This window comes from Gemmatirosa kalamazoonensis (assembly GCF_000522985.1).
Lineage (GTDB): Bacteria > Gemmatimonadota > Gemmatimonadetes > Gemmatimonadales > Gemmatimonadaceae > Gemmatirosa > Gemmatirosa kalamazoonensis.
This window is the reverse complement of the sequence record NZ_CP007128.1, coordinates 49,341-74,115: the sequence shown is the minus strand read 5'-3', so window position 1 is coordinate 74,115 and position 24,775 is coordinate 49,341. Positions and strand designations below refer to the sequence as shown.

General features: G+C 72.5%; 18 protein-coding genes. 8 read left to right on the top strand and 10 right to left on the bottom strand.

The genetic code is table 11. The features are described 5' to 3' along the window. Positions 1 to 51 precede the first annotated feature (51 nt). Positions 52 to 474 (top strand): hypothetical protein, encoded by a 423-nt coding sequence (locus J421_RS00485; protein WP_025409192.1) that lies wholly within the window; start codon positions 52 to 54, stop codon positions 472 to 474. After that, entirely contained in the window at positions 411 to 1,043 is a 633-nt protein-coding gene (locus J421_RS00480) for a hypothetical protein (RefSeq protein ID WP_025409191.1), read from the top strand. Before J421_RS00485 ends, J421_RS00480 begins: the two co-directional genes overlap by 64 nt. Before the next feature lie 56 nt (positions 1,044 to 1,099). Here J421_RS00480 and J421_RS00475 read toward each other — a convergent pair whose 3' ends face one another. Continuing rightward, positions 1,100 to 1,705, bottom strand: a complete 606-nt coding sequence (locus J421_RS00475; RefSeq protein WP_025409190.1) for a YigZ family protein — start codon at positions 1,703 to 1,705, stop codon at positions 1,100 to 1,102. A gap of 159 nt (positions 1,706 to 1,864) precedes the next feature. On the opposite strand from J421_RS00475, the gene J421_RS00470 reads away from it, so the two are divergent. Continuing rightward, positions 1,865 to 3,157: an aminotransferase class V-fold PLP-dependent enzyme gene (locus tag J421_RS00470; protein WP_025409189.1), complete on the top strand. Its 1,293-nt coding sequence runs from the start codon at positions 1,865 to 1,867 to the stop codon at positions 3,155 to 3,157. Positions 3,158 to 3,237: 80 nt separating this feature from the next. On the opposite strand, the gene J421_RS00465 is transcribed toward J421_RS00470, so the two are convergent. After that, a complete protein-coding gene (locus J421_RS00465) occupies positions 3,238 to 4,248 on the bottom strand; it encodes a Vgb family protein (RefSeq protein WP_025409188.1) in 1,011 nt (336 codons plus the stop codon). Positions 4,249 to 4,349: 101 nt separating this feature from the next. Next, positions 4,350 to 6,254, bottom strand: coding sequence for a M2 family metallopeptidase (locus J421_RS00460; RefSeq protein ID WP_025409187.1), 1,905 nt, complete (start codon positions 6,252 to 6,254; stop codon positions 4,350 to 4,352). Between the two features lie 135 nt (positions 6,255 to 6,389). Between J421_RS00460 and J421_RS00455 the strand changes: the two genes are divergently transcribed. The 4 genes from J421_RS00455 (at position 6,390) to J421_RS00440 (ending at position 16,652) form a co-directional block, all read left to right on the top strand. After that, on the top strand, positions 6,390 to 6,764 hold the full coding sequence (locus tag J421_RS00455) for a hypothetical protein (protein ID WP_025409186.1): 375 nt from the start codon (positions 6,390 to 6,392) through the stop codon (positions 6,762 to 6,764). A gap of 115 nt (positions 6,765 to 6,879) precedes the next feature. Next, entirely contained in the window at positions 6,880 to 10,455 is a 3,576-nt protein-coding gene (locus tag J421_RS00450) for an FG-GAP repeat domain-containing protein (RefSeq protein ID WP_148306074.1), read from the top strand. Between the two features lie 91 nt (positions 10,456 to 10,546). Further along, positions 10,547 to 14,050: an FG-GAP repeat domain-containing protein gene (locus tag J421_RS00445; RefSeq protein ID WP_025409184.1), complete on the top strand. Its 3,504-nt coding sequence runs from the start codon at positions 10,547 to 10,549 to the stop codon at positions 14,048 to 14,050. Positions 14,051 to 14,282: 232 nt separating this feature from the next. Further along, entirely contained in the window at positions 14,283 to 16,652 is a 2,370-nt protein-coding gene (locus tag J421_RS00440; RefSeq protein WP_025409183.1) for an FG-GAP repeat domain-containing protein, read from the top strand. 78 nt (positions 16,653 to 16,730) lie between these two features. Here the strand turns inward: J421_RS00440 and cax are convergent, their stop codons facing one another. The 6 genes from cax to J421_RS00410 all read right to left on the bottom strand — a co-directional run bounded on the left by cax (position 16,731) and on the right by J421_RS00410 (position 23,205). Beyond that, complete coding sequence (gene cax / locus J421_RS00435) at positions 16,731 to 17,807, bottom strand: calcium/proton exchanger (RefSeq protein ID WP_025409182.1); 1,077 nt, start codon at positions 17,805 to 17,807, stop codon at positions 16,731 to 16,733. Between the two features lie 225 nt (positions 17,808 to 18,032). Next, entirely contained in the window at positions 18,033 to 19,085 is a 1,053-nt protein-coding gene (locus J421_RS00430) for a dihydrodipicolinate synthase family protein (protein ID WP_025409181.1), read from the bottom strand. A 9-nt stretch (positions 19,086 to 19,094) separates the two neighbouring features. After that, entirely contained in the window at positions 19,095 to 20,153 is a 1,059-nt protein-coding gene (locus tag J421_RS00425; protein WP_025409180.1) for an NAD-dependent epimerase/dehydratase family protein, read from the bottom strand. 7 nt (positions 20,154 to 20,160) lie between these two features. After that, positions 20,161 to 20,964 carry a lysophospholipid acyltransferase family protein gene (locus J421_RS00420; protein WP_025409179.1) on the bottom strand — a complete coding sequence of 268 codons (804 nt, stop codon included), beginning with the start codon at positions 20,962 to 20,964 and terminating at the stop codon, positions 20,161 to 20,163. 25 nt (positions 20,965 to 20,989) lie between these two features. Next, on the bottom strand, positions 20,990 to 21,427 hold the full coding sequence (locus J421_RS00415; protein ID WP_025409178.1) for a SufE family protein: 438 nt from the start codon (positions 21,425 to 21,427) through the stop codon (positions 20,990 to 20,992). A 140-nt stretch (positions 21,428 to 21,567) separates the two neighbouring features. Continuing rightward, complete coding sequence (locus tag J421_RS00410) at positions 21,568 to 23,205, bottom strand: DUF4403 family protein (protein WP_025409177.1); 1,638 nt, start codon at positions 23,203 to 23,205, stop codon at positions 21,568 to 21,570. On the opposite strand from J421_RS00410, the gene J421_RS00405 reads away from it, so the two are divergent. Beyond that, entirely contained in the window at positions 23,204 to 23,635 is a 432-nt protein-coding gene (locus J421_RS00405; RefSeq protein ID WP_025409176.1) for an OsmC family peroxiredoxin, read from the top strand. The two genes, J421_RS00410 and J421_RS00405, sit on opposite strands and share 2 nt — an antisense overlap. Before the next feature lie 34 nt (positions 23,636 to 23,669). Here the strand turns inward: J421_RS00405 and J421_RS00400 are convergent, their stop codons facing one another. Next, a complete protein-coding gene (locus J421_RS00400) occupies positions 23,670 to 24,764 on the bottom strand; it encodes a mechanosensitive ion channel family protein (protein WP_025409175.1) in 1,095 nt (364 codons plus the stop codon). Positions 24,765 to 24,775 lie beyond the last annotated feature (11 nt).

The following is a 24,775-nucleotide window of genomic DNA, read 5'->3' as shown; positions in this document are numbered from 1 at the left end:
GCACAGCCGCCGGTCGCCGCATCCGCGTCCCCCGTTCCCGAGGTCAGACTCGTGTACGCCACCTGCCTGTTCTGCGACACGCCGTTCGGCGGCAACGACGTCCTCGAGTCCATGCCGGTGGGGCGGCGCGTCGCGTTCGACGCGGACAAGGGCCGGCTGTGGGTCGTCTGCCGGAGCTGCGAGCGGTGGAACCTGACGCCGCTCGACGAGCGGTGGGAGGCGATCGAGGACGCGGAGCGGATGTTCCGCTCGACGCGGGTGCGCGTGTCGACGGACAACATCGGGCTCGCGAAGCTCTCCGAAGGGCTCGAGCTGGTGCGCATCGGCGCGCCGCTGCGGCCGGAGTTCGCGGCGTGGCGCTACGGCGACCAGTTCGGCCGCCGTCGCCGTCGCGCGATCGCCGCGGGGGCGTGGGCGCGGTCGCGGTGGTGGCCGCGGCGCCGGTGGCGGTGCCGGCGATGGCGACGGCGCTGATGTCGGGCGGGATCTACTTCTCCGGCTGGGTCGCGGGCGGCGTGCAGGTGCCCTACCAGATGGCGAAGGACTGGCTGCTGTCCGAGCGCGTGGTGGCGCACGTGCCCGACGGCACGGGCCACATGCTGAACGTGCGCGTGCGGCACCTGCGCGAGTCGGCGCTGCTCTACGACGGCGGCGCGCCGGCGATCCACCTGCAGCAGGACGACGGCGTGCGCGTGCTCACCGGCGCCGCCGCGCAGCGCGGGCTCGGCGTGCTGCTCGCGCGCTCGAACGCGTGGGGCGCGAGCGCGTCGCAGGTGCGCGCGGCGGTGCAGCGCATCGGCGAGCGCGGCGACGTCACGGGCTGGTTGCGCGCCGCGTCTCGGCTGTCCGCGCGACCGGGCGGCCGCGTGATGGCGAAGATGCGCAAGGTCGGCGCGTTAGGCCTCACGCCGGTGGAGCGCCTCGCGGTGGAGATGGCCCTGCACGAGGACGCCGAGCGGAAGATCCTCGAGGGGGAGCTGGCGCACCTCGCCGAGGCGTGGAAGGCGGCGGAGGAGATCGCGGCGATCGCGGACGTGCTGTGACGCGGCGTCGCTGCGTGGCTGCGTGACATCGACGCGCTCGCGCCGCCACGCCGCCGTCACGGACGCTCGACGATCGCGGCGCCGCGCGTGGCGTCGCGCAGCGCGGCCACGAACGGCTCGACGTCGGGGGCGGGAAGCCTAACGGTGTAGGTCACATCGGCGCCGTACTCCTCGTGCAGGATCTCTCCACGGTGCGCCGCGACGAGCTGGCGCACCGGCGTCACGTCGGCGTACGACACGAGCGCCTGCACGGCGACCCACTCCACGCGCTCGCCGCGTGGCAGCGTCTCGAGCGCGCGCTGCAGGCAGCCGCCGTACGCGCGCACGAGCCCGCCCGTGCCGAGCTTGATGCCGCCGTAGTAGCGCGTGACGACCGCGGCGACGTCGCCCACGCCGCCGTGGAGCAGCGCGGTGAGCATCGGCCGTCCGGCGGTGCCGTGCGGCTCGCCGTCGTCGCTGAGACCGATGCGCGCCGTGCTCCCCGGCGGGCCGACGACGTACGCCCAGCAGTTGTGCGTCGCGTCGGGGAACTCGTCGCGGATCGATTGGATGAACGCCTGCGCCTCGTCGATGGTGGCCGCCGGTGCCACGGTCGTGATGAAGCGGCTGCGCTCGATCTCGTCCTTCTCGCGATGGACGCCGGCAGGGATGGGGTACCGCATCAGCGCGTCATTTCCACGGCGTTACCATCATATGCATGGGCGCTCGCCACTCGGCACGCGGGCCCGTGGACATGATGGTAACGCAATGGCGAGGACGTGTCCTGGCTTGTGCCGAGCCGCCGTCGCCGTAGAATCTCCGCGTTCACACCGGAGCGTTCAATGCCGAGCCGCCGCACGTTCGTGTCGAGCATGGTCGCCGCCGCGCTGCCGACGTTCTCGCCCCACGCGGGGCGCGCGATCCGGCGGGCGAGCGAGATCGCGGGACCGCGCGCCGCGGACGCGCTCGCGGCGGACGAGGACTACTGGGCGGAGATCACGCGCGCGTTCGATCTCGACCGCACGCTCGTGAACCTGAACAACGGCGGCGTGAGCCCGACGCCGACGCACGTGCTCGAGGCGATGATCCGCGACCTCCGGTTCTCGAACGAGATCCCGGTGGACCACATGTGGCGCGTGCTCGAGCCGCGGATCGAGAGCGTGCGCCGCGAGCTGGCGCGGGAGTTCGGGTGCGACCCCGAGGAGATGGCGATCGTCCGCAACGCGAGCGAGGCGAACGAGACGATGATCCTCGGCCTCGACCTGCAGCGGGGCGACGAGGTGATCGTCGCGACGCAGAACTACCCGCGCATGCTCACGACGTGGGACCAGCGCGCGCGGCGCGACGGCATCGTCGTGAAGTCGATCACGTTCACCGTGCCGCCGCCGAGCGACGACCATGTCGTGGAGCGGTTCCGCGCCGCGATCACGCCGCGTACGCGGGCGATCGAGGTCACGCACATCACGAACCTCACGGGGCAGATCCTGCCCGTGCGCCGCATCGTGGAGCTGGCGCGCCCGTTGGGCATCGAGGTGCTCGTCGACGGCGCGCACGCGTTCGCGCACTTCCCGTTCACGCGCGACGCGCTGGGGGCCGACTACTACGGCACGAGCCTGCACAAGTGGCTGCTCGCGCCGGTCGGGACGGGGTTCCTCTACGTGCGGCGCGACAAGATCGCGACGCTCTGGCCGCTCATGGCCGCGCCGGCGACGATGACGGCTGACGTGCGCAAGTACGAGGAGATCGGCACGCATCCAGCGGCGAACCACAACGCGATCGCCGCCGCGCTCGCCTTCCACCGCGCGATCGGCGCGGAGCGGAAGGCGGCGCGGCTGCGCTGGCTGCGCGACCGGTGGGCGAAGCGGCTGCTCGCCGAGAGCGACCGCGTGAAGGTGCTGACCGATCTGCGCGACCCGACGAAGGCGGGCGCGATCGGCTACTTCCTCGTCGACGGGATGGACCCGGGGAAGCTGGGCGCGTGGCTGTACGACAAGCATCGCATCGTCACGACGCCGATCATCCGCGACGACATCCCGTCCGGTATCCGCATCACGCCGAACGTGTACACGACGCCGGACGACGTCGACCTGTTCGCCGAGAAGGTGCTGGAGGCGATCCGGAGGGGAATCGCGTGAGTGGCTGCGTGGCTGCGTGGCTGCGTGGCTGCGTCACGACCCACGCGCAGCCACGCAGCCACGCAGCCACGCAGCGGCCGTCACGAGATCGGTTTGTTCCTGGACCCGACCGCCGCCCTGCCGATGGTGCCGAGGTCGGTGCCGAACCAGATGACGCCCGTGGCCTTGTCGAACGTCATGTGCCTAACGGTGTTGGGCTGGTCGCCGCCGCCGATGTTGGTCATGCCGAAGAACTTCTCGGCCTTCGGGTCGAAGCCGACGAGGCGGTTCGGCTTCAGCCCGGTCTCGACGAACCAGAGGCGGTCCTGGTCGTCGACCGTCATGGCGTAGGGGAGCGACGCGGCGCCGCCGGGGTTCTGCCACTCCTTCACGGCGCCCGACCGGGGGTCGAGCCGGCCGATGTAGCCGCGCACGTAGTCGACGTACCACACCATGTCGTCGGTCGTCACGGCGATGCGGCGCGGGCGCGCGCGGTCGCTCGGGAGCGGGAACGTCTTCAGCTGCATCGTCGCCGGGTCGATCGTGCCGATGCGGTTCGTGCCGAACAGATCGAACCACGGCCGGCCCTTCGAGTCCATGGCGATGCCGTACGGGCGCCAGTTCGCCTCCGGCATCTTCACGACGCGCATCTGCCCGGTGGCCGCGTTCAGGCGCGTCACCGCGTTCCCGAACTGCGCGGTGAACCAGAGGTCCCCGTTCGGCGCGACGGCGATCGTGTGCGGGTCGCGCACCGACGAGTCGGGAACGGCGAAGCGCGTGATCTTGCCCGACGCCGCGTCGATGCGGTACACCGAGCCGTTGCGGTTGCCGGTGAACCACGCGTTGCCGCGCGCGTCGAGGTTCACGGTGTGCGGGAACGCATCGGCGTCGATGGCGAAGCGGTGGAACTGGCCGGTGGCGGGGTCGAGTCGCGCGACGAAGTTGCCCGCCTGACCGACGAACCACACGCGCCCCTGCCGGTCGGCGATCGGGTCGCGCGGGCGCGCGTTCTTCCACGGCACCTCCCACTCGTGCACGGGGACCGGCTGCGACACGCCCACCGCCGGCGCCAGCGCGACCAACAATCCGATGACTCGAATGCCCGTGCGCATGCATCCCTCCGTGTGAAGTAGCTGCGTAGCTGCGTAGCTGCGTGGCCGCGTAGCTGCCTAACGACTCTCGCAGCCACGCAGCCACGCAGCAGGTCGTCGACTCATCGAGTCGCGGTGCGCGGCGTCCAGCCGACGGGATGCCCGGCGTTCTGCCGGTCGAGCCACGCCTTCAGCGGCGCGAAGTACTCCAGCATCGCGCCGGCGTCCATGTCGCGCTCGCCCGTCATCTCGTACAGCGTCTCCTGCCACGGCTTGCTCTGGCCCGCCTCCAGCATGCGCGCCAGCTTCGCCCCCGCCTCCTTGCTGCCGTAGAACGAGCACCGATACAGCGGCCCGGTGTGGCCGGCCGCGCGGCACATCGCGCGATAGAACTGGAACTGCAGCACGCGGGCGAGGAAGTAGCGCATGTACGGCGTGTTCGCCGGGACGTGGTACTTCGCGCCGGGGTCGAAGTCCGCCTCGCTGCGCGCCACCGGCGGCACGACGCCCTGGTAGCGCGCGCGCAGGTCCCACCACGCCTTGTTGTACTCCGACGGCTTGATCGCGCCGCTGAACACGCCCCACCGCCACTGGTCGATCATGAGGCCGAACGGGAGGAACGCGACCTTGTCGAGCGCCTGGCGCAGCAGCAGCGCGGTGTCGGCCGCTGCGCTCGGCGGCGTCGCGAGCAGACCGGCCTGCTGCAGGTAGCCCGGCGTGATCGACAGCGCGATCGCGTCGCCGATGGCCTCGTGGAAGCCGTCGTTCGCGCCGTTCTGGAACAGGTACGGCTGCGACGAGTACGCGCGCTGGTAGAAGTTGTGCCCCTCCTCGTGGTGGATCGTGACGAAGTCGTCGGCGGTCGGCTCGAGGCACGCCTTGATGCGGACGTCGTTCTTGTTGTCGATCGTCCACGCGCTCGCGTGGCACACCACCTCGCGATCGCGCGGCTTCACGAGCATCGACCGCTCCCAGAACGTCGCCGGCAGCGGCGCGAACCCCATCGACGTGAAGAAGCCCTCCGCGTACTTCGCCATCCCTTTCGCGTCGACGTTCTTCGCCTTCAAGAGCGCCGTGAGGTCGTACGTGGGCGACGCGTTCGGCGGCGCGACGATCGGGTAGACGTTGCCCCACTCCTGCGCCCACATGTTGCCGAGCAGATGGGCCGGGATCATCCCGTCCTTCGCGACGACGGCGTCGCCGTACTGCTGGTTGAGCCGCGTGCGCACGTAGGCGTGCAGCGCCACGTACAGCGGCTCCACCTGCTTCCACAACCGCTCGACCTCGCGCGGGAACTGGTCGGCGGGCATGTCGTAGTTCGCGCGCCACATCGCGCCGAGGTCCGCGAACCCGAGCTCGCGTGCACCCTCGTTCGACAGCGCGACGAAGCGCTCGTACTTCGGGCGCAGCGGCGCGCCGATCGCGTGCCATCCGCGCCACGCGTCGAGCAGCACCGCGGGGTCGTGGCTCTCGGCGAGCGCGCGCGACAGATCGTTGATCTGATAGCAGGTGGAGTCGCCGGTGGTGGCCGCGGGCTGGCCGAGCGCTCCGCGACGGCAGTACGTGCCGCGGCCGTACGCGCCCTCCATGCCGGTCGTGAGGCGCACGAGCTCCGCGCCCTTCGCCGGGTCGCTCGGCGGCGGCGCCGTGAACGCGAGCTTCAGCAGCGTGAGCTTGCGCCGCAGATCGGGTGGGACGGTCACGCCGTCGAAGCGGCGCGCGGCGAGCGCGAAGCGCTGCGCGGCGGCGTCGTATCGCTGCTGCGCGTCGGCGGAGAGCGCCTCGGTATCGTCGGTGATGTACGTCGCGGCGACCCACTCGGCCTGGTTCACGGTCACGCTCAGCGCATCGAGCCGGCGCTCGACGGAGTCGACGAACAGGCGCGCCGCGGCGGCGGTCGGCGTGGTGCCGATGGAGCGCGCGGCGGCGACCGCGGGCGCGTCCTTCGTCACGGGCTGTTGCGCGCGTGCCACGGTCGCGAGCACGGTCGCGAGGGCGAGCGCGGCGAGAGGGAGGTAACGCGTCACACGACGCCTCCAACGGGTAGCGGAAGACGGCGCGCCGGGTGGGCGGCGCCGCGGCGAGCTTCGCGGTAATCTACCCGCAGGGAGGGGCGCCGTTCGCCCCGCACATCGCGCGACAACCCACGTCCTCACGCACCCATGGGACCACTCTCGTCGTCCATCGGCCGCCGCGGCTTCGTGACCGCGGCCGTCGCCACGCTCGTCGCCGGCGCGTCGGCGTGCTACGGCAAGGGGAAGAACGCGCCGGAGCCGGTCGCGCGGACGACCGTGCGTGTCGTCAATCAGGGATTCCTCGACCGCAACATCTACGTCGTCCGCGGCTCGGAGCGCGTGCGGCTCGGCACCGTGTCGGGCAACTCCACGCAGGTGCTGACGATTCCCGCGTCGATCGTGCAGTCGCTCATGACGCTGCGGTTCATCGCCGATCCGATCGGCGGGCGCACGCCGCCGGCATCGGAGGAGATCAGCGTGGCGCCCGGCGACCAGGTCGTGCTGACGATCCCGCCGGGGTGAGGCCGCGCACGCGGGCGGTCGCGGCCCGTTAGGCAGTCAGGCGAACTCAGCCTTGCGGCGTCGGGGGACGTGCGACATCGTGCGCCGGCCGCACGAATCCCCCGACATCCCCGCCGTGACTCGCCACGACGCCCTTCCTCGAGCCATCGCCGCGGCCGCGCTGCTCGCCGCTCTCGCCTGTCAGGATACGCCGTCGACGCCGCACGATTCGTCGCGCGCGGCGCCGACCATGCCCGCCTCGCCGGGCGCGCTCGTGATGCCCGCCGCGTCGGTGGGCGACGTGTCGGCGCGCATGGTCGCGCCGCTCGCGCCGAGGGAGACGCCGAGCGAGGCACCGGCGCTCGCGAGCGCCGTCGCGCCCGACCTGCAGTTCATCTTCCAGCACCCGGTCACGGGCAGCCACGCGTGGTGGCGCATGCACGCCAGCGCGCACACGGGCGACGGTGCGTACGGCATCGTACCGACGGCGTGGAGCATCGTCGGCGTCGGCGACCTGACGAACGACGGGATCGACGACATCTACTGGCAGCAGACGCCTACGAACGCGCTCGTCGTGTGGACGATGGACGCGTCGGACGCACACGCCGGCACGGTGGCGCTCAGCGCGTACGCGCCGACCCCGTGGAAGGTGGCTGCGGTCGCGGACTTCGACCGCGACGGCAGGGCCGACCTGCTGTGGCGCCACCCGACGACGGGCGAGGTGGTGATCTGGCTCATGAATGGCCCCACGTACGCGTCGTCGGTGGCGTTAGGCAGCGTGCCGCCCGCGTGGCGCGTGTCGACGGCGGGTGACCTGGACGGCAACGGCAGCGCGGACGTGTTCTGGGAGCATACGACGACGGGGCAGCGCGTCGTGTGGTTCATGAACGGCACGGCGGTCACCGGCTCGGCGGACCTCGGCGTCGTGCCGCCGGCGTGGACGATCGTCGGCATCGCGGACTACGACGGCGACGCGCACAACGACATCCTGTGGGTGAACCCGGGCACGGGCGCGCTCTCGGGGTGGGGCATGATCGGCGCGACGTACGTGCGCAGCGTCCTCGGTGGCGCCTCCGACGTGCCGTGGGTGCTGCGCGCCGTGCGGCGCATGGGCAGCGGCGGGGGCGCGTCCACGGGTCCGGTGCGCATCACCGTGCAGGGGTACTCGACGCCGAACGCCTTCGGCGGGCTCGCGCCGGCGAACCTGTCGAGCGTGCGCGGCGACCTCACCGCGAGCATCACGGTGGATCCGGGCACCGTGCACGTCGACAGCGTGCAGATGCGCCTCGGCAGCCGGAGCGCGCGCTGCCTGACGAGCCTGCGCGGCGCGCCGATCGCCGTGTCGTGCACCGTGCAGACGGCGGCGTTCAACGCGTCGACGGGCGCCGCATTCGTGCCCAACGGCGCGCAGACGCTGGTGTTCGAGGCGTTCTACCGGCCGACGAGCGGCGGCGCGCAGCAGGTCGCGTCGCTCGTGCAGCAGCCGGTGACGACGGCGAACGTGTCCGGTGTGTACGCGCAGGTGACGACCGCGCCGTCGGTCGCGCAGGCGGCGGTGAACGCGACGGGGCAGACGACGGGACCGCAGGGCGTGACGTGGCACGCCGGCGCGGTGACGGTGCGGCTGCTGCCGGTGAGCTATGGCAGCCCCGCGCCCGCGCCGCCGTACACGGTGTCGCTGCACGACGCGCACGGGGTGCTGGCGACGCGCACCGCGACGCAGGACCCGTTCGCCCCGACGTACGCGGCGACGTTCCCCGGCGCGACCGCGGACGCGTTCGACGCGACGCAGGCGCCGGCGACGGCGCGGCTCGACGGCTACACGTCGCCCAACGCGGGGCTGAACGCCACGGGCCCGACGGGCGCGCTGCAGGCGGGCACGTTCGTGGTGCTCGGCGCCGCACCGAGCACCACCGGCGCCACGGTGCTCGACGGCGACGGTCACGTGACGAGCCTCGTGGCGGGCGGCACGACGTACACCAACACGCTCGGCACGCCGCTGTTCCTCGACGACCAGGCGCCGCAGCCGGCGGTGAACTTCGGCGTCGCGGGCCCGCCGACGACGAACTTCGCGAGCACCGGCACGGCGTGGGTCGGCTTCGTCGGAAGCGCGTTCGACTTCCAGGCGACGCTCGCGCCGCGGTTCCTGAACACGGCGAGCGTCGCGCTCTCCGGCACGTCGACGTCGAACTACGACTACGGCGGCGTGGGGCGAGTCGCGACGCAGTTCTTCGCCGGCGCGGCCGCGAGCGTGGCGGCGCTCACGAGCGGCACGCCGGTGAAGACCGGCGCGGACCTCGCGCCTAACGGGTCCAACACCGCGTACAATCTCGCGGCCACGTTCACCGACGCGCTCGGCAACGCACGCAGCCAGCGCGTGGCGAGCGGCGCGGGCGGCGGCCAGCTCGCGATCGGCGCCGGCGGCACCTCGGTGAGCGGCGGCCAGCCCGTGTCGTTCGGCGTCGACGTCGCCGCGCCGACGCTCGCGCAGACGAGCGGCTTCGCGCAGAACACGGTGACGAGCTCCCTCGCCGCGCAGAGCTTCGCGTTCGCCGGCGCGGACGACCAGGGCTTCGGCGTGAACCCCATCCTCGTCACGGTCACGCGCACCGCGCGCATCGCGTCCACGACAAACCCCGTCGGCGGCCAACCGGACGTCCCGAGCAACCACTCGTACGCGGCGTTCTGGCCGAGCACCTACTGCGCGGTGGCGGTGGACGCGCACGGTGCGCTGGTGTTCGACTACGGCTACTACGGCTGTCAGCCGATCGCGGTCGCCGGCAGCGTGCGGATTCCGGCGGGGCTGCAGGGGCAGTATCAGATCACGGCGCAGGCGCGCGACATGGCGGGGAACCTCTCGCCGGCGATCAAGCGCACGCTCGTCATCGACGCCACGGCGCCGTTCGTCGCCGGCCTAACGATGCCGGCCGCGATCGCGGGCGGCGGATCGGCCACGTTCTACACCTCGGCGTCGGACAATCTGGAGCTCGGGTGGGTGTCGGGCGCCGTGGGGTACGCGGGCACGCCGTACGCGCTCCAGTACCCGGACGCGATCCTCGGCACCGCGTTCGACGCCATCTTCGGCGCGAGCTCGACGTCCATCCCCGTGGTCGTGCCGCGCTTCGTGCGGTCGATCGCCACGATGACGGGGACGGGCGCGCAGAGCGCACCGGCGGCGGCGAGCACGTTCACCGCGTTCGTGACGGACGTCGTCTACAACACGCAGTCGCTGTCGATCGTGATGCCGTCGGGGATCGTGATCGGTGCGCCGGTGCCGATCACGACGCCGAACCCGGTGACGAACCTGCAGACGTTCGTCGTGCACACGACGAACGACGCGAGCCCCACCATCTCGGCCGGGGCGACCGCGGGCGTGCCGACGACGATCTCGGCGCGCGTGGAGCAGACGGGCCCCTACGGCCAGTTCGTGTCGCCGTTCGAGCGGATCGAGATCTGGGTGCGCACGGGGACGGCGCCTAACGGGCAGGCGCTGCACCGGCTGGTGGGAACCGTGCTGCCGGGTGCGGTGACGGACCGCGCGGTGAACGGCGACCGGCTCGTCGCGACGGAGCTGCCGATCGCTGTGGGGTCGCCCGACATCGCGGCGCCGACCGGCGGCGGCTCGCGCACGTACGACCTGCTCGCCATCGGCGTGACGGTGGCGGGGGACGCGATCGTGGCCGGCTACACGACGGTGACGGTGGTGCCCTGACGAGCAGCCGAAGCGTTAGGCCTTGCCGGTCGGTCGGGGGCGGTGCATGGTTGCTCGCCGCGTCACCGTCCACCCCCGGCTCACCACATTCATGACCAACGTCGTTCGTACCCTGGCCGCGGCCGCGCTGCTCGCCGCGGTGGCCTGCGGTGACACCCCCGCGGCGCCGCGGGCGACGTCCGCCGTGCGCGCGATGCCCGTCGGGTCGTTAGGCGACGTCTCGGCGCGCATGGTCGCGGCGCGGGGCGAGACCGTGTACGCGACGGCGTCCGGCGTCACCGGACGCGACCTGCAGCTCGTGTTCGAGCACCCGGGATCGGGCGACCACGCGTTCTGGCGCGTCGGCGCGGGGGGCGTGACGAGCACCGGATCGTACGGTGTCGTACCGACGACGTGGAGCATCGTCGGGGCGGGGGACGTATCGGGCGACGGGATCGACGACATCTACTGGCAGAACGCGCCGACGAACTCGCTCGTCGCGTGGCGGCTCGACGCGAACGACGCGCTCTCGGCGAGCGTGCCGCTCGCGTCGTACGCGCCGGCGCCGTGGAAGGTGGTCGCCGTGGCGGACTTCGACCGAAACGGGAGCGCGGACCTGCTGTGGCGCAACGCGACGAGCGGGGATCTCGTGCTCTGGCGGATGAACGGCGCCGCGCTCTCGTCGTCGGCGGCCGTGGGGAGCGTGCCGACGGCGTGGCAGGTGGCCGCAATCGGTGACCTCGACGGCGACGGCACGCCCGACGTGTTCTGGCAGAACACGACGACCGGCGCGCGCGTGGCGTGGCGCATGGCCGCGGGCGGGATCGCGATCGCGAGCACGATCGACCTCGGCGTGGTGCCGACGAGCTGGTCGATCGCCGCGGTCGGTGACTACGACGACGACGGGCACGCGGACATCTTCTGGCAGCAGCCGGCGACGGGCGTGCTCGTGGTGTGGCGGATGAACGGCGCGACGTACCTCGGCACGATCGCGCCGGGGAGCCCGCCGGCGCCGTGGCTGCTGAAGGCAGTGCGCCGCGCGGGCGGCAACGGGCCGGGCACGGTGCAGGTCACGGTGCAGAGCCTCGTCGCGACGGGGCCCTCAGGCACCCCGGTGCCCGCCGATCTCTCGGCGGTGCGCGGGCCGCTCGTCGCGACCGTGACGGTGAACCCGGCCGGGACACAGGTCGACAGCGTGCGCATGGAGATCGGCGGCACGCACACGAAGTGCGCCGCGCTGAACGTCGTCGGTGCGGCGGTGCAGACGACGTGCACGCTCCAGACGTCGGAGTTCGACGCGACGACCGGCGTGCCGCTCGCGCTGAACGGCCCGGGGGTGCTGCAGTTCCGCGCGTACTACCATCCGTTAGGCAGCTTCGTCGGCCAGGTGGTCACGGCGTCGCAGCAGGCGGTGACGCTGGCGAACGTGTCGGGGGTGTACGCGAAGGTGACGAACACGCCGTCCGCCGCGCAGGCGTCGGTGAACGCCGCGGGGCAGACGACGGGGCCGCAGGGGGTGCTGTGGCGCGCGGGCTCGGTGCGCGTCACGCTGCTCCCCGTGTCGTACGGCACGCCCGCGCCGACGGCGCCGTTCGTCGTCACGCTGCAGGACGCGAACGGTGCGGTCGCGCAGCGGCCGGCGGCGCAGGACGCGGGCGCGCCGACGTACTCGGCGACGTTCCCCGGCGCGACGGCGGGCGCGTACGACGGGACGCCGGGACCGGCCGCGGCGACGCTCGACGGGTACACGTCGCCCAACGCGGGCGCCCCGCCGACGAGCCCCACCGGCCAGCTCCAGGCGGGGACGTTCGTCGTGGTGACGTCGCCGGCTGGCCCCGCCGGAACGACGGTGCTCGACGCGGTCGGCCGAGTGGCGAGCCTCGTCGCGAACGGCGTCACGACGGCGAATGTGCTCGGCGCGCCGATCTACGTCGACGACCAGGCGCCGCAGCCGGCGGCGCAGTTCGGGACGGCGGGCATCCCGGCCTCGAACTTCGCGTTCACGGGCAGCGCGTACGTCGGCTTCGTGAACGCCACGTTCGCGTTCGCGACGCAGCTCACGCCGATGTTCGCGGTGGTGCCGTCGAACGCGGGCCTCGGACTCACGCCGGTGAACGGCGACTTCGGCGGCGTGGACCGCACCAGCACGCTGTTCTACGCCGGGAGCTCGACCAACGCGGGTGTGTTGACGAGCGGCACGCCCGTCACCACCGGCGTGCAGCTGGCGCCGAACGGGTCGAACACCGGCTACAACCTCGCCGTCGCGCTCTTCGACGCGTTAGGCAACGTGCGCGTGCAGCGCGTGGGCGGCGCGGTGACGCTCGGCGCGAGCGGCACCGCGGCGACGGTGACGCTGCCGGTGAGCTTCGGCACCGACTTCTTGGCGCCAACGGTGCTGCAGACCGCCGGATTCACGACGAACACCGCGACCAGCGGGGCCGGCCCGTCCGTGTACCAGTACGCGGGGACCGACGAGACGGGCTTCGGCATCAACCCGATCCTCGTGACCCTCTCGCGCACGGCGCGCATCACGTCCGCGACGTCGCCCGTCGGCGGCCAGGCCGACGTGTCGAGCAGCGATCCCGCCACGGCCGGGCCGACCGGCACCTACTGCGCGGTGAGCGTCGACTTCTCCGGCGTCCCGACGTTCGCCAACACGCCGGGCGGCGTCTGCCAAGCGATTCCCACCATCGGCACCGTCGTCATCCCGGCGGGGCTCAACGGCCAGTACCAGATCGTCGCGCAGGCGCGCGATCAGTCGGGCAACCTCTCGGCGCCGCTGGCCCGCACGCTGGTCGTGGACACGAAGTCTCCCGTGTTCGGCGGCCTCGCGATCCCGCAGGTGATGATGGGCGGCGCGCCGGTGCCGTTCTTCGCCGCCGCGAGCGACAACCTGGAGCTCGGGTCGGCGTCGGGCGCGATCGGCTACGGCGCGACGCCGTACGCGCTCCAGTACCCCGATCTGGTGCTCGGCACGCCGTTCGACGGCGCGTTCGTCGCCTCCAGCAACCCGTTCCAGATCACGGTGCCGTCGTTCATCCGCTCCCTCGCGGTGTACCTCGCGCCGGCGCTGCAGTCCTCGCCAGTGGTGGCGAGCGTGTTCACGGGGTTCGTGAGCGACGTGGCGGGCGGCGTCACGAGCCTGTCGGTCCCGCTGCCGAGCGCGAACATCCCGGGCACGCCGGCGACGTTCGTGTCGCTCGATCCGGCGACGAATCTCGAGACGTTCGCGCTCGCGCCGGTGGGCGCCGCGGCGCCCACGATCTCCGGCGGCGCCGCGCCGGCCACGCCGACGTTCGTCGACCTGAAGGTGACGTGGACGGGGGCGAAGGGGGTCTACCTGTCGCCGTTCCAGCGGGTGGAGATCTGGGTGCGCACGGGCACCGCGCCTAACGGCCAGAGCCTCCACCGACTCGTCGGCGTGCTTCCGGGCGCGGTCGTGACGGACGGTGCCAGCGACCGCTCCTACACGTCGACGCTGCGGGTCGCCGTCGGGTCTCCGTACGTCACCGCACCGAGCGGTGGCAGCCGCGCTTACGACTTCCTCGCCGTCGGCGTGTCCGCGGCCGGAGACGCGATCGTGAGCGGCTACGTCACCGTGACCGTGGTGCCGTGAGGCGGCGTTAGGCGGGGGATCTCACTTTGCGGGGATCCCCTGGAAATTCGCCGAACCAGGCTCGGGCGTGGTCCTTGCAGACCTCGGTACTCATAGACATAGTGGTCCGTTCGCGACCGCTGCACTTACGCCGCCGTAGCCGCCGTACTTCCATGCGCCACCTCCAGTGGGCAACTGGGAGCATCGTCTCGGTCTCGCGGAGGCGTGCCGACGTTGTACCCAGGTGCCTACTGTGAATCGATCCGTCGTACGACCCCGCGCGCTCGGCGCGGCCACGCTGCTCATCGCCGCGGCGTGTCACGACACCCCCGTCGCGCCCCCTGCGGCGCCGACGATGCCGACCACCTCGACGCTGCAGGCGCCGGCGTCGATGACGCCCGATCATCTCGTCGGCGACGTCTCCGCGCGCATGATCGCGGTGCCCGGCCGCCCGCGCTTCCTCACCGGTGGGTTGGGACGCGACGCGCAGCTCGTGTTCGAGAATCCGTCGAACGGCGACCACGCGTACTGGCGCATCCGCAACGGCGCGATCAACAGCACCGGATCGTACGGTGTCGTGCCGACGTCGTGGACCATCGTCGGCGGGGCGGACATCTCGAACGACGCGATCGACGACATCTACTGGCAGAACACGCCGTCGAACGGGATCGTCGCGTGGCGCCTCGACGGAAGCGATGCGATCAGCGCGACGCTCGCGATGGCGGTCACCGCGCCGTCGCCGTGGAAGGTCTCCACGGTCGCGGATCTGAACAAGGACGGCTCGGGCGACCTGCTGTGGCGCAACACGACGACGGGCGATCTCGTCGTGTGGCTCATGACCGGCGGCACGAACCTCGGCACGTCGGCGCTGCTCTCGAACGTGCCCACCGCGTGGCAGCTCGCGGCGGCGGGTGATCTCGACGGCGACGGCAACGTCGATCTGTTCTGGCAGAACACGGCGAACGGCGCGCGCGTCGTGTGGAAGATGACGGGCACGAACCACACGAGCACCATCGACCTCGGCGTCGTCCCGACGAACTGGACGATCGCGGCGATCGGCGACTACGACGACGACGGGCACAACGACATCTTCTGGCAGGATCCGACGACGGGCGTGCTCGTGATCTGGCGCATGAACGGCACGACGTGGCTCGGCACCGTCACGCCGGGCAGCCCGCCGGCGCCGTGGCTCCTGAAGGTCGTGCGCCGCTCGGGCGGCAACACGCCGGCGCCGGTGCAGGTCACGCTGCAGAGCATCACGACGCCGAACGCGATCGGCCTGCCGGTCGCCGCGAACACGTCCGACATCCACGGCAACATCACCGCGAACGTCACGGTGAACACCGGCGGCTACCAGGTGGACTCGGTGCGGGCGACGGTCAGCGGCGTGCGTCTCCGCTGCGCGAACGCGATCTCCGGCTCCGCGGTGCCGGTGGCGTGCACGCTCAGCACGTCGTCGTTCAACGCGACGACCGGCGCCGCGCTCGCGCTGAACGGCGCGCGGTCGCTCGTCATCGAGACGTTCTACCGGCCGCAGGGCGGCGGCGCGTCGCAGACGGCGACGCTCACGCAGCCGCTCACGCTGAACAACACGTCCGGCGTGTACCTCGCCGTGACGACGGCGCCGTCGGCGGCGCAGGCCGCGGTGAACGCGTTCGGCGCGGCGACGAGCAACACGGGCCTCCTGTGGCGTGCCGGCTCGGTGACGGTGAGCGCGCTGCCGGTGAGCTTCGGCGCCGCGGTGCCGGCCGGTCCCTACACCATCTCGCTGCAGGACGCGACCGGCGTCATCGCGCAGCACACGACGACCGCGTCGGGGTCGGCCTTCACGACGACGTTCTCCGGCACCACGGGCGACGCGTTCGACCTGAACAGCGGCGTGACGTCGCGCACGCTGGACGGCTACACCACGCCGGGCGCCGGGCAGGCGACGCTCAGCAACCTGAACGAGATCCAGAGCGGCACGTTCGTCGTGCTCGGCACCGGCGCGAGCACCTCGGGCACCCCGGTCCTGAACTCCGACGGCACCGTGGCGAGCCTCGTCGGCAACGGCGGCGTGACGTTCGTGAACACCCTCAACGCGCCGCTCTACATCGACAACCAGTCGCCGCAGCCCGTCGCGCAGTTCGGCACCACAGGCCTCCCGGCGGCGAACTTCTCGAGCACCGGCACCGCGTATCAGGGGCTCATCAATCCCGCGTTCACGTTCGCGTCGCGGCTCACGCCGATGTTCCGCAGCACGGCGTCGAACAACGCCTCCGCGCTGACGGCGACGAACCCCGACTACAACGGCGTCGACCGCATCAGCATCGCGTTCTACGGCGGCAACGCGCCGCAGACGGCGACGGCGCTGACGACCAGCGGCACCGTGCTCACGACGGGCGCCCAGCTCCCGCTGAACTCGAGCCCCACGGCGTACAACGCCGCGGTGAAGCTGACCGACGTGCTCGGGAACTCGCGCAGCCAGCTCATCGCCGGCGACATCGTCCTCGGCTCGAACGGCACGGCGGTGACCTCGTCGGCGACGCTGACGTTCGGCGTCGACAACTCCGCGCCGAGCATCGTGGCGCCGACGGCCGCCATCGCGCGGCCGCTCACGGGGGGCGCGCGCCAGCAGCGGTAGCACGCAGTCGCTGCGACACGCGCTCGCGTCACGAGACGCGACGGGGCGGCGCCGAACCGGCGCCGCCCCGTCGTGCGTTCACCCCCAGAAGAATGCCGCCGCGATCATCGCGTACAGGCAGAGCAGCGCGACGCCCTCGAGCCAGATCGACTCGCCGTCGGACACGATGAGCGCCGTCACGCCGACCGTGAGGCCCAGCGCGGCGACGAGGAGCGGCGGCAGCACGAGCGTGAGCGGCGCCGGCGCGATGACGAACGACGCGAGCACGAGCACCGGCGTGAGCGCGAGCGCGACCTGCAGCGCGGAGTTGAGGATCACGCTGAGCGCGTAATCGGGCTTGTTCTGCGCCGCGAGCTTGATCCCGACGACGTTCTCCACCGCGTTGCCGGCGATGGCGACGACGACGAGCCCCGTGAACCCTTCGGTGAGCCCGATGGCCTTCGTGGCCGGAAGCAGCGCGTCGACGAACCACTCCGACGCGAGCGCCGCGGCGAGGCCGGCGGCGCCGAGCACGACGAGCGACTGCCCGATCGGCCACGCGTGCTCCAGCTCGGTCTTCGCGTCGGGGTTCGCAGCGACCATCGCCGGATTCGCCTTCAGCGAGAACGGGAGGCTGCACGCGAACAGCACGAGCAGCACGACGGCGCACGCCGCGCTCAGCGTGGCCTCGTGCGCCTGCGCCGGCGTGTGCAGCACGTGCGCGAGCGTGGGCACCGCGAGCGCGGCGACGGCGAGGACGAGCATCGTCGCCACCATGCGCGGCGTCTCCGTCGGGAACCGCTGCGTGCCGTGCCGCAGCCCGCCGACGAGGATCGCGAGGCCGAGCACGAGCAGCGTGTTCGCGAGCACCGCACCGACGAGCGCCCCGCGCACGACGTCGACGAGCCCCGCGCGGAGGCTGAACAGGCAGATGAGCAGCTCGGGGAGGTTGCCGAACGCCGCCTGCAGCATCCCGGTCGCGCCCGGACCGAGGCGATGCCCGAGCTGCTCGGTGGCCGCGCCGACGGTCGCGGCGAGCAGCGACAAGGCCGCCGCCGCCGCGACGAACGCCGGCACCTCGCCGACGTCGGCGTGCGCGGTGAACGCCGCGAGCCCGGTGGCCGCGGCGGCGCCGCCGAGGGTGCCGATCTCAGCGCGGGAGAACTGGATCTTCATCGGTGACGGCGGTGCAAGGTGGAAGATGCGAGGTGAACGGCGCCGTGCGCGGCGCGGGCGGTACTGCGCGGGCGATGCGGCGCGATGAAACGCAAGCGACGCTCACACCGCGGCACTGCGCCGTACCGCGTGGTTCGACGGTGTGAGACGCCGCGCGCGCAGCACCGCGCGGAATCGCCCGCGCAGCATCGCCGGCGAAGTGCGCGGCGCGGTGGGCGCCCGTGATCAAGGAGCGAGCCACTCGTCCCTATGCTCAGCGACGAACGCGTCGTCCGTCAGCTCGGGGTACGTGCGCAGCACGCGGTCGATCTCCGCGCTCTGGCCGGGCGACAGCCGCTCGCGCGGGTTCAGCGTCCAGGTGCCGCGCAGCAGCCCCTGGCGGCGCAGCACCTCGTGAATGCCGGGCAGGCAGCCGGCGAACCCGTTGCGCGGGTCGAACAGCGCGCCGTTCGCGTCGGTGAGCGCGGCGCCGAGCGTGAGCCACTCCGCGCCTAACGGCTCGCCCGACGTCGCCGCGGCGCGCGCGCGCTCGAGCAGCTCGACCGCGCGGCGCGTCCACACCGCCCACTGGCCGAGCAGCCCGCCGACGATGCGCCGCGCGACGCGACGCCCGCCGACCACGGCGGGGAAGGGCGTCAGCAGGTCGGTCACGATGCTGTCGTCGTTGCCGGTGTACAGCGCGACGTCGTCGCGTCCCGACTCGGCGACCGCGCGCACGACGTCGATCGTGCGGTAGCGATCGAACGGCGCGATCTTGATCGCGACCACGCCGGGGATCTCGACGAACTCGCGCCAGAAGCGGTAGCCCAGCTCGCGCCCACCGACCGCGGGCTGCAGGTAGAAGCCGAACAGCGGCAGCACCTCCGCCACGGCGCGGCAGTGGCGCACGAGCGCGTCGTCGGTCGCGTCGCCGAGTGCGGCGAGGCTGAGGAGGCCCGCATGGTAGCCGAGCGACGCGGCGACGCTCGCCTCGTGCACCGCCTGCCGCGTGTCGCCGACGATCCCCGCGACGCGCACGAACGGCCGCGCCGCGGTGCCTAACGCCGCGGCCGCGGTCTCCGCCGCGAGCTCCAGCACGGCGCGATAGAGCCCCACCGCCGGGTCGTGGATCTCGAACTGCGTCGTGTGCACGCCGACCGCGATGCCGCCCGCGCCGGCGGCGACGTAGTAGCGCGTGAGCGCGCGCTGGTGGCGCTCGTCGAGCGTGCGCGTCGGCGTGAGCGCAAGCGGATGCGCGGGGATGACCTGACCCGCCAGGAGGTGCTGGCGCAGCTGCATCACGCCGCGTCAGAACTTCCCATCGCGGACCTCGAACTTCGTGGGCTTCTCGAGCGTCGGGTTTCCCGCGCCGAGCCATGCCGCCACCCAGTCCATGAGCCGCCCGCTCGGCACCGTCGGGGGACCGAACAGGCGCTGCGCGAGCGTCGTGTCGCTGAGCAGCGCGTCGGGCGCGGTCATGCCGACGAACCGCGGCTGGCGGCGCCACTGGCGCGCCACGCGACGCGCGATCTCCGTCACCGGCACCGCCTCCGGGCCGGTCACGTTGATCACGAACGCCGGCACGTCCGCGCGCGCGAGGCACTGCAGCGCCTGCGCCGTCGCGTCGCCCTGCCAGATGAAGTTCACCCACCCGTTGCGCACGTCCACCGGCTCGCCGCGCTGCACGCGCCGCGCGACGTCCACGACGACGCCGTAGCGCAGGTCGACGGCGTAGCTCAGACGCACGATGGCGAGCGGCGTCCGGTGGCGGTCGCACACGTACTCCAGCACGCGCTCGCGCCCGACGCACGAGTTGGCGTACTCGCCCAACGGCGTGAGCGCGTGGTCCTCCGCCGCGCCGCGCCCCGGCGCCGGCGTGTTCGGGTACACGTTGCCGGTGCTGAACGCGACGAGGCGCGACCCCGCATACCGCTCGGCGACGAGGCCGGGAAGGAACGTGTTGATCCCCCACGTGCGCGACGGCGCGTCGCTCGTGCCGAACTTCTGCCCCGCCATGTAGATCACCGACGGCGCATCCGGGAGCGCGGCGAGCGCGCGCGGGTCCGCGAGGTCCGCCGCCACCGTGACGACGCCGGCCGCCTCGAGCGCGGCGCGCGTCGCGCCGTCACCGAAACGCGACACGGCGACCACGCGCCGCGCCGCGTGCACGCCCCCCAGCTCGTCGAGCGCGCGGCGCGTCATGCGCGCGAGCGAGGGCCCCATCTTGCCCCCCGCGCCGAGCACGAGGACGTCGCCGCCGTAGCGACCGAGCACCGCGCGCACGCCGGCGGTCGGGCGCGACAGCCGCTCCTCGAGATCCTCGACGGTGAGCGGCGGCGCCGAGTCGTCGGCGGCGGGGGCCGTCATGCGCCGTTCACGCCACGCCGCTCGGCGCCGTGTCGGTGGGCTCCGCGGCGTGCGCGTTAGGCGGCGTCGGCGCCCCCGCCAGCTCGTCGCGCAGCTGGCGTCGCGTCTCGTCGATGAGCGCGCGCACGCGGTTGCGCAGCGCGGGCACGTCGCGCGGGCCCATCCCCGCCGTCTCGATCGGCGGCAGCACGCGGCACCCGGCGACGGCGCGGTTCACGCGGAACGAGTGCTTCGCCATGGCGTCGCGCGTGCCGGCGATCGCGATCGGCAGGATGGGCACCTGCGCGTCGACGGCGAGCGAGAACGCGCCGCCCTTGAACTGCAGCAGCTCGTCGTTAGGCGACCGCGTGCCCTCGGGGAAGATCATCACCGAGACGCGCTTCCCGAGCCGATCCTTGCACTGGGCGAGCGCGTCGAGGCCGCTGTCGCGGTCGCCGCGCACGACCGGGATGTCGCCGGCCATGCGCATCATCCACCCCATCACCGGGATGTTGAAGATGGTCTTCTTCGACAGCCACTTCATCTCCCACGGGAGATAGCAGAGCAGCATGATGTCGGCGTACGACTCGTGGTTCGCGACCGCGACGTACGGGCGGCGCGGATCGTCGATGCGCACGCCGGAGACGCGGATGCGCCACCACGGATTCGCCGCCGCGGCGGCCTTGCCGAGCAGCCGGAACCAGCGCCCGACCGCGTAGCGCCCGGGGTCGAACGGCGCCGTGGCGGCGAAGATCACGCACGCGACGGGAAAGCCGAGCAGGACGATGAGAACCCAGGCGGTCCACACCCAGGCGGAGACGAGCCGTTGCATGGCCGAAAACTTAACACCTGCGTGGCTACGCAGCGGCCTGTCTAGCATACCGCTTCAGGCGCTCCACCATGGCGTTCAGCCCCACCTCGCGCGCGTTGAGTCCCATGCCGGTCATGAGGCGGCGCACGTAATCGGCCGGGATGGCGAGCGTGACCTCGGGCGGCTGGTCGTTGATCGCCTGGAACGTGACCGCGAGGACGGCGGCGATCGTCGGCGACTGGCGCACGTTCACGTCGGCGTAGAAGTGCAGCGTGCCGTCGGCGCGCTTCTCGGGAAAGATGTCGACGCGCGTCTGGCACTCGGGCACGTTGAACGCCGCGCGGTCGAGCGCCGCGAATCGCTCCGGCAGCGGCTCGAGCTTCTTCGCGTACGACACGAGCGCCTGCATCTTCTCCTCGCGCCCGAGAGCGGCGAAGCGGTCGAGCGTGCGCGTGATGCTGGGGGGCAGGGCGGTTTCCGTCATCGCCGAAAGCTAGCGGCATTCGACGGGCCGCGGCTCCGGGTCGCGGGCCGGATCCGCCTCACGCGGAGGCGCGGAGCACGCGGAGAACTTCGACTGCTGTCGGTGTTCTCCGCGGCCTCCGCGTCTCCGCGTGAGGCAACTCAGCGCGTGTCTGGCGGACGGACCGCGGGTCGGACGGCGTTCGCGGGCGTCTTCGGCGGATCGGACGCGGCGGGGCGGCGCGACGGCGGCGCGGGGGACGATGCGCGGCGGACCTTCACCGGTGGCGCCCGGTCGATGTCGAGCGAGAGGACGCCGCCCGCGGCCGCGCGCACGCGGAGCCCGTCGCTCGCCGCGAACACGCCGAGCGCGCGTCCCGTCTCGACCTTCGCGCCGAGCCTAACGCCCTTCGTGAGCTCGCGGTTCATCGCCCGCTCGGCGCGGGCGCGCGCGGAGTCGACGAGCGCCGTGACGGGAAAGACCGCGCGCTCGCGCAGCGCGTCGCGGAACGCGTCGTGGCCCACCTGATCCGCGCCGCGCACGAGCAGCGACGCGTCGGCCACCGCGTAGTCGAGATCGGGGACGTGCAACGTGCCGGAGGCATGGTCGTACACCGGGCGTCCGGCGAGCACGAGGCGCGCGTCGACGTCGCCGGCGAGGCGGAGCGCGAGCCCGACGCGCCCGCCGCGCGCGCCGAACACGCGTGCCTCGCGCACCGTGACCGTGTGCCCCGAGCGCGTGAACGTGCGCCCGACGAGCTGGCGGCCGAGCATGCGCGTGGCCTGGTCGTAGTCGAGCACCGCCTCGAGCAGCAGGTGGAGCGAGCTTCCGCGTTCGGCGGCCTTCGGCCCGCTCGGCGTGAAGTTCGGGAGCGCGACCGTCGACGACTCGGGACGCGGGCCGCTCAGCAGGCGCGGGCGCGCGGCGAGCGCCACGGGCGCGATCACCGCGCCGTCGCCGGCGCGCAGCGATCCGACGCTCACCGCCTCGGGACGGAGCTGCAGCCACATGTTGCCGCCGACCTTGATCGGGCGGGCGAGCTGCGCCCACCACTTCTCGACACGCGACTTCAGATCGAGCTTCGCGATGCGCTCGTCGAGCAGCGCCGCCTTGCCGTCGAGCAGCTTCTGCACCGCGTCCACGACCCGGTCGGTGAGGTCGACGTTCAGCACCGTCATCTTGCACTTGTCGCGCGGCTCGTCGCTCGCCGGCGCGACGGTCGGCACCTGCGTGTGCGCCCGCAGCGTCCAGTCGGGGGCGAGCTTCACCGTGGAGGTGAGCGTGACGCGCAGCCGCGGCGCGTCGCCGCCGATGCCGCACGAGCCGCCGAGCGACGGGCCGATCGGCGGCTTGAGCCAGCCGCGCGCGTGATACGTGACGACCGACGACACGGTGACCGTGCTGCCGCGCACCGAGACGTCGAACGGCGTGCGCTCGGCGACGAACGCGTAGGAGAGGCGGTCGTGGCCGGGGACTTTGCGACGGTCGTCGAGGTTGCCGACGGTGCGCGGCACCGCGCGCTCGAGCGCCCCGATGGCGGGCCCGAGCTCGTACCGGATCGGGACTTCGACGAGCGACGGGTCGAGCTCGGGGATCGTGTCCACGAACGTGTCGGCGGCACCCGGCGTCCCCTGGGCGGGCGTCGCCTTGCCACGGTCGCGCCCGCAGCCGGCCGCGAGGCACGACGCCGCGGCGCATGCGAGCGCGACGGCCCACGTCCTGCGGCAGACGGCGCCGCCCCGCGAGGGGGCGCCGCCGTCACCTGCCGGGACCACGAGCACGCCGAGGAGATCGCCCATGCCGACACGTACCGCCACCGCCGTCTGGGAAGGACGGCTGCGCGACGGGAGAGGAGTGTTCAACGTGGAGAGCGGCGCCATCGCCGGGGACTACTCGTTCGGCTCACGCTTTGGTCATGGAGGAGGAAGCAATCCCGAGGAGCTGCTCGCGGCCGCGTCGGCGGCCTGCTACAGCATGGCGCTCAGCGCCGCGCTCGAAAAGGCCGGCATGCTGCCCGAGCGCGTCGAGACGCGCGCCGCCTGCACGATCGATCAGCACGACGCGGGGTGGCGCATCACGCGCATGCGCCTCACCGTCCACGCGCGCGTCCCCGGCGGCGACCGCGACCAGTTCAAGGACTGCGCGGAAGCGACGGCGAGCGAGTGCCCGGTGTCGAAAGCGCTGCTGGGGAACCTGGAGATCGAGGTGGACGCGCGACTGGAAGAGTGAGCGGGGAGCGTGGAGCGAACGGGCACTCCACGCTCTACGCTCCCCGCTCCACGCTCCCTGCACGCGCTGTGCTCAGCACCACCGGCGGCAGCGGCTTGTTGAGCGCCACGCCTTCCACCGCGAGCCGGCGCAGCAGCGCGAGGTAGATGCGCTGCTGCATGTCCATGTAGACGCCGTAGTCGCCCGTCGTCACGAAGTATACGGTCTCCACGCCGAGCGTCGCGTCGCTGCCGATGGACGCCACGTGCGAGCGGTCGAAGCGCGCCTTCTCCTCCGCGGTCACGATCTCGCGCACCAGCGCCGGCACGCGCTCGAGCCGGTCGGGGGGCGTGTCCGCGGCGAGCGTGAGCGTGAACGTCACGCGGCGCTCCATCTGGCCGCGGTAGTTGCGGATGCGCGACTTCAGCAGATCCGCGTTGGAGAAGACGAGCGTCTCGCCGGTGAGCGCGCGCAGCCGCGTCGTCTTCAGCCCGATGTCCTCGACCGTGCCGTTGAAGTTGTCGACCGCGATCGCGTCGCCGATGACGAACGGCTTGTCGAGCGCGATCGACAGCGACGCGAACAGGTCGCCGAGGATGCTCTGCACCGCGAGCGCGACGGCGACGCCGGCAATGCCGAGTCCCGTGACGAGCGCGGTGATGTCGATGCCGAACGCGTTCAGCGCGAGCAGCAGGATCACCGTCCATAGCGCCCCGCGCGCGAGCAGCCCGAGGACGTTGAGCGTCGCCAGGCTCGCCTTGTCCTGCTTCGCGCGGCGGTTCGTGGTGCGGTGCACCCACAGCGTGATGCCACCGGATCCCCAGCTCGCGAGCTGCAGCAGGAACGCGAGCCGGATCCCGGTGTCGAGCACCGCCTCGACGTTCGGCGAGAGCGCGAGCCCCGCGTGCAGTCCCGCCGACAGCGCGACGGCGAGCAGGAATGCGACGCTCGTGCGCCGCAGCGCGCCGAGCACGATGTCGTCGATCGGCGACGCGGTGCGCTCGGCGAACCGCTCGAGGCGTCGGATGGCGAGCCGCCGCACGAGGACGAGCACCACCCACACGCCTGCCATGACCGCGAGCGCGATCAGCCAGTCGGCGACGGGATTGCCGTAGTACCGTCGTTCGAGAAACCGAGGGAGCTGGACCATGGCGCTAATGA

Coding starts and splice junctions, on each gene's coding strand:
- J421_RS00475 (WP_025409190.1), bottom strand. CDS start 1,705: ATGCGGTACCCCATCCCTGCCGGCGTCCATCGCGAGAAGGACGAGATC.
- J421_RS00470 (WP_025409189.1), top strand. CDS start 1,865: ATGCCGAGCCGCCGCACGTTCGTGTCGAGCATGGTCGCCGCCGCGCTG.
- J421_RS00465 (WP_025409188.1), bottom strand. CDS start 4,248: ATGCGCACGGGCATTCGAGTCATCGGATTGTTGGTCGCGCTGGCGCCG.
- J421_RS00455 (WP_025409186.1), top strand. CDS start 6,390: ATGGGACCACTCTCGTCGTCCATCGGCCGCCGCGGCTTCGTGACCGCG.
- J421_RS00445 (WP_025409184.1), top strand. CDS start 10,547: ATGACCAACGTCGTTCGTACCCTGGCCGCGGCCGCGCTGCTCGCCGCG.
- cax (WP_025409182.1), bottom strand. CDS start 17,807: ATGAAGATCCAGTTCTCCCGCGCTGAGATCGGCACCCTCGGCGGCGCC.
- J421_RS00430 (WP_025409181.1), bottom strand. CDS start 19,085: ATGCAGCTGCGCCAGCACCTCCTGGCGGGTCAGGTCATCCCCGCGCAT.
- J421_RS00425 (WP_025409180.1), bottom strand. CDS start 20,153: ATGACGGCCCCCGCCGCCGACGACTCGGCGCCGCCGCTCACCGTCGAG.
- J421_RS00420 (WP_025409179.1), bottom strand. CDS start 20,964: ATGCAACGGCTCGTCTCCGCCTGGGTGTGGACCGCCTGGGTTCTCATC.
- J421_RS00415 (WP_025409178.1), bottom strand. CDS start 21,427: ATGACGGAAACCGCCCTGCCCCCCAGCATCACGCGCACGCTCGACCGC.
- J421_RS00405 (WP_025409176.1), top strand. CDS start 23,204: ATGCCGACACGTACCGCCACCGCCGTCTGGGAAGGACGGCTGCGCGAC.
- J421_RS00410 (WP_025409177.1), bottom strand. CDS start 23,205: ATGGGCGATCTCCTCGGCGTGCTCGTGGTCCCGGCAGGTGACGGCGGC.
- J421_RS00400 (WP_025409175.1), bottom strand. CDS start 24,764: ATGGTCCAGCTCCCTCGGTTTCTCGAACGACGGTACTACGGCAATCCC.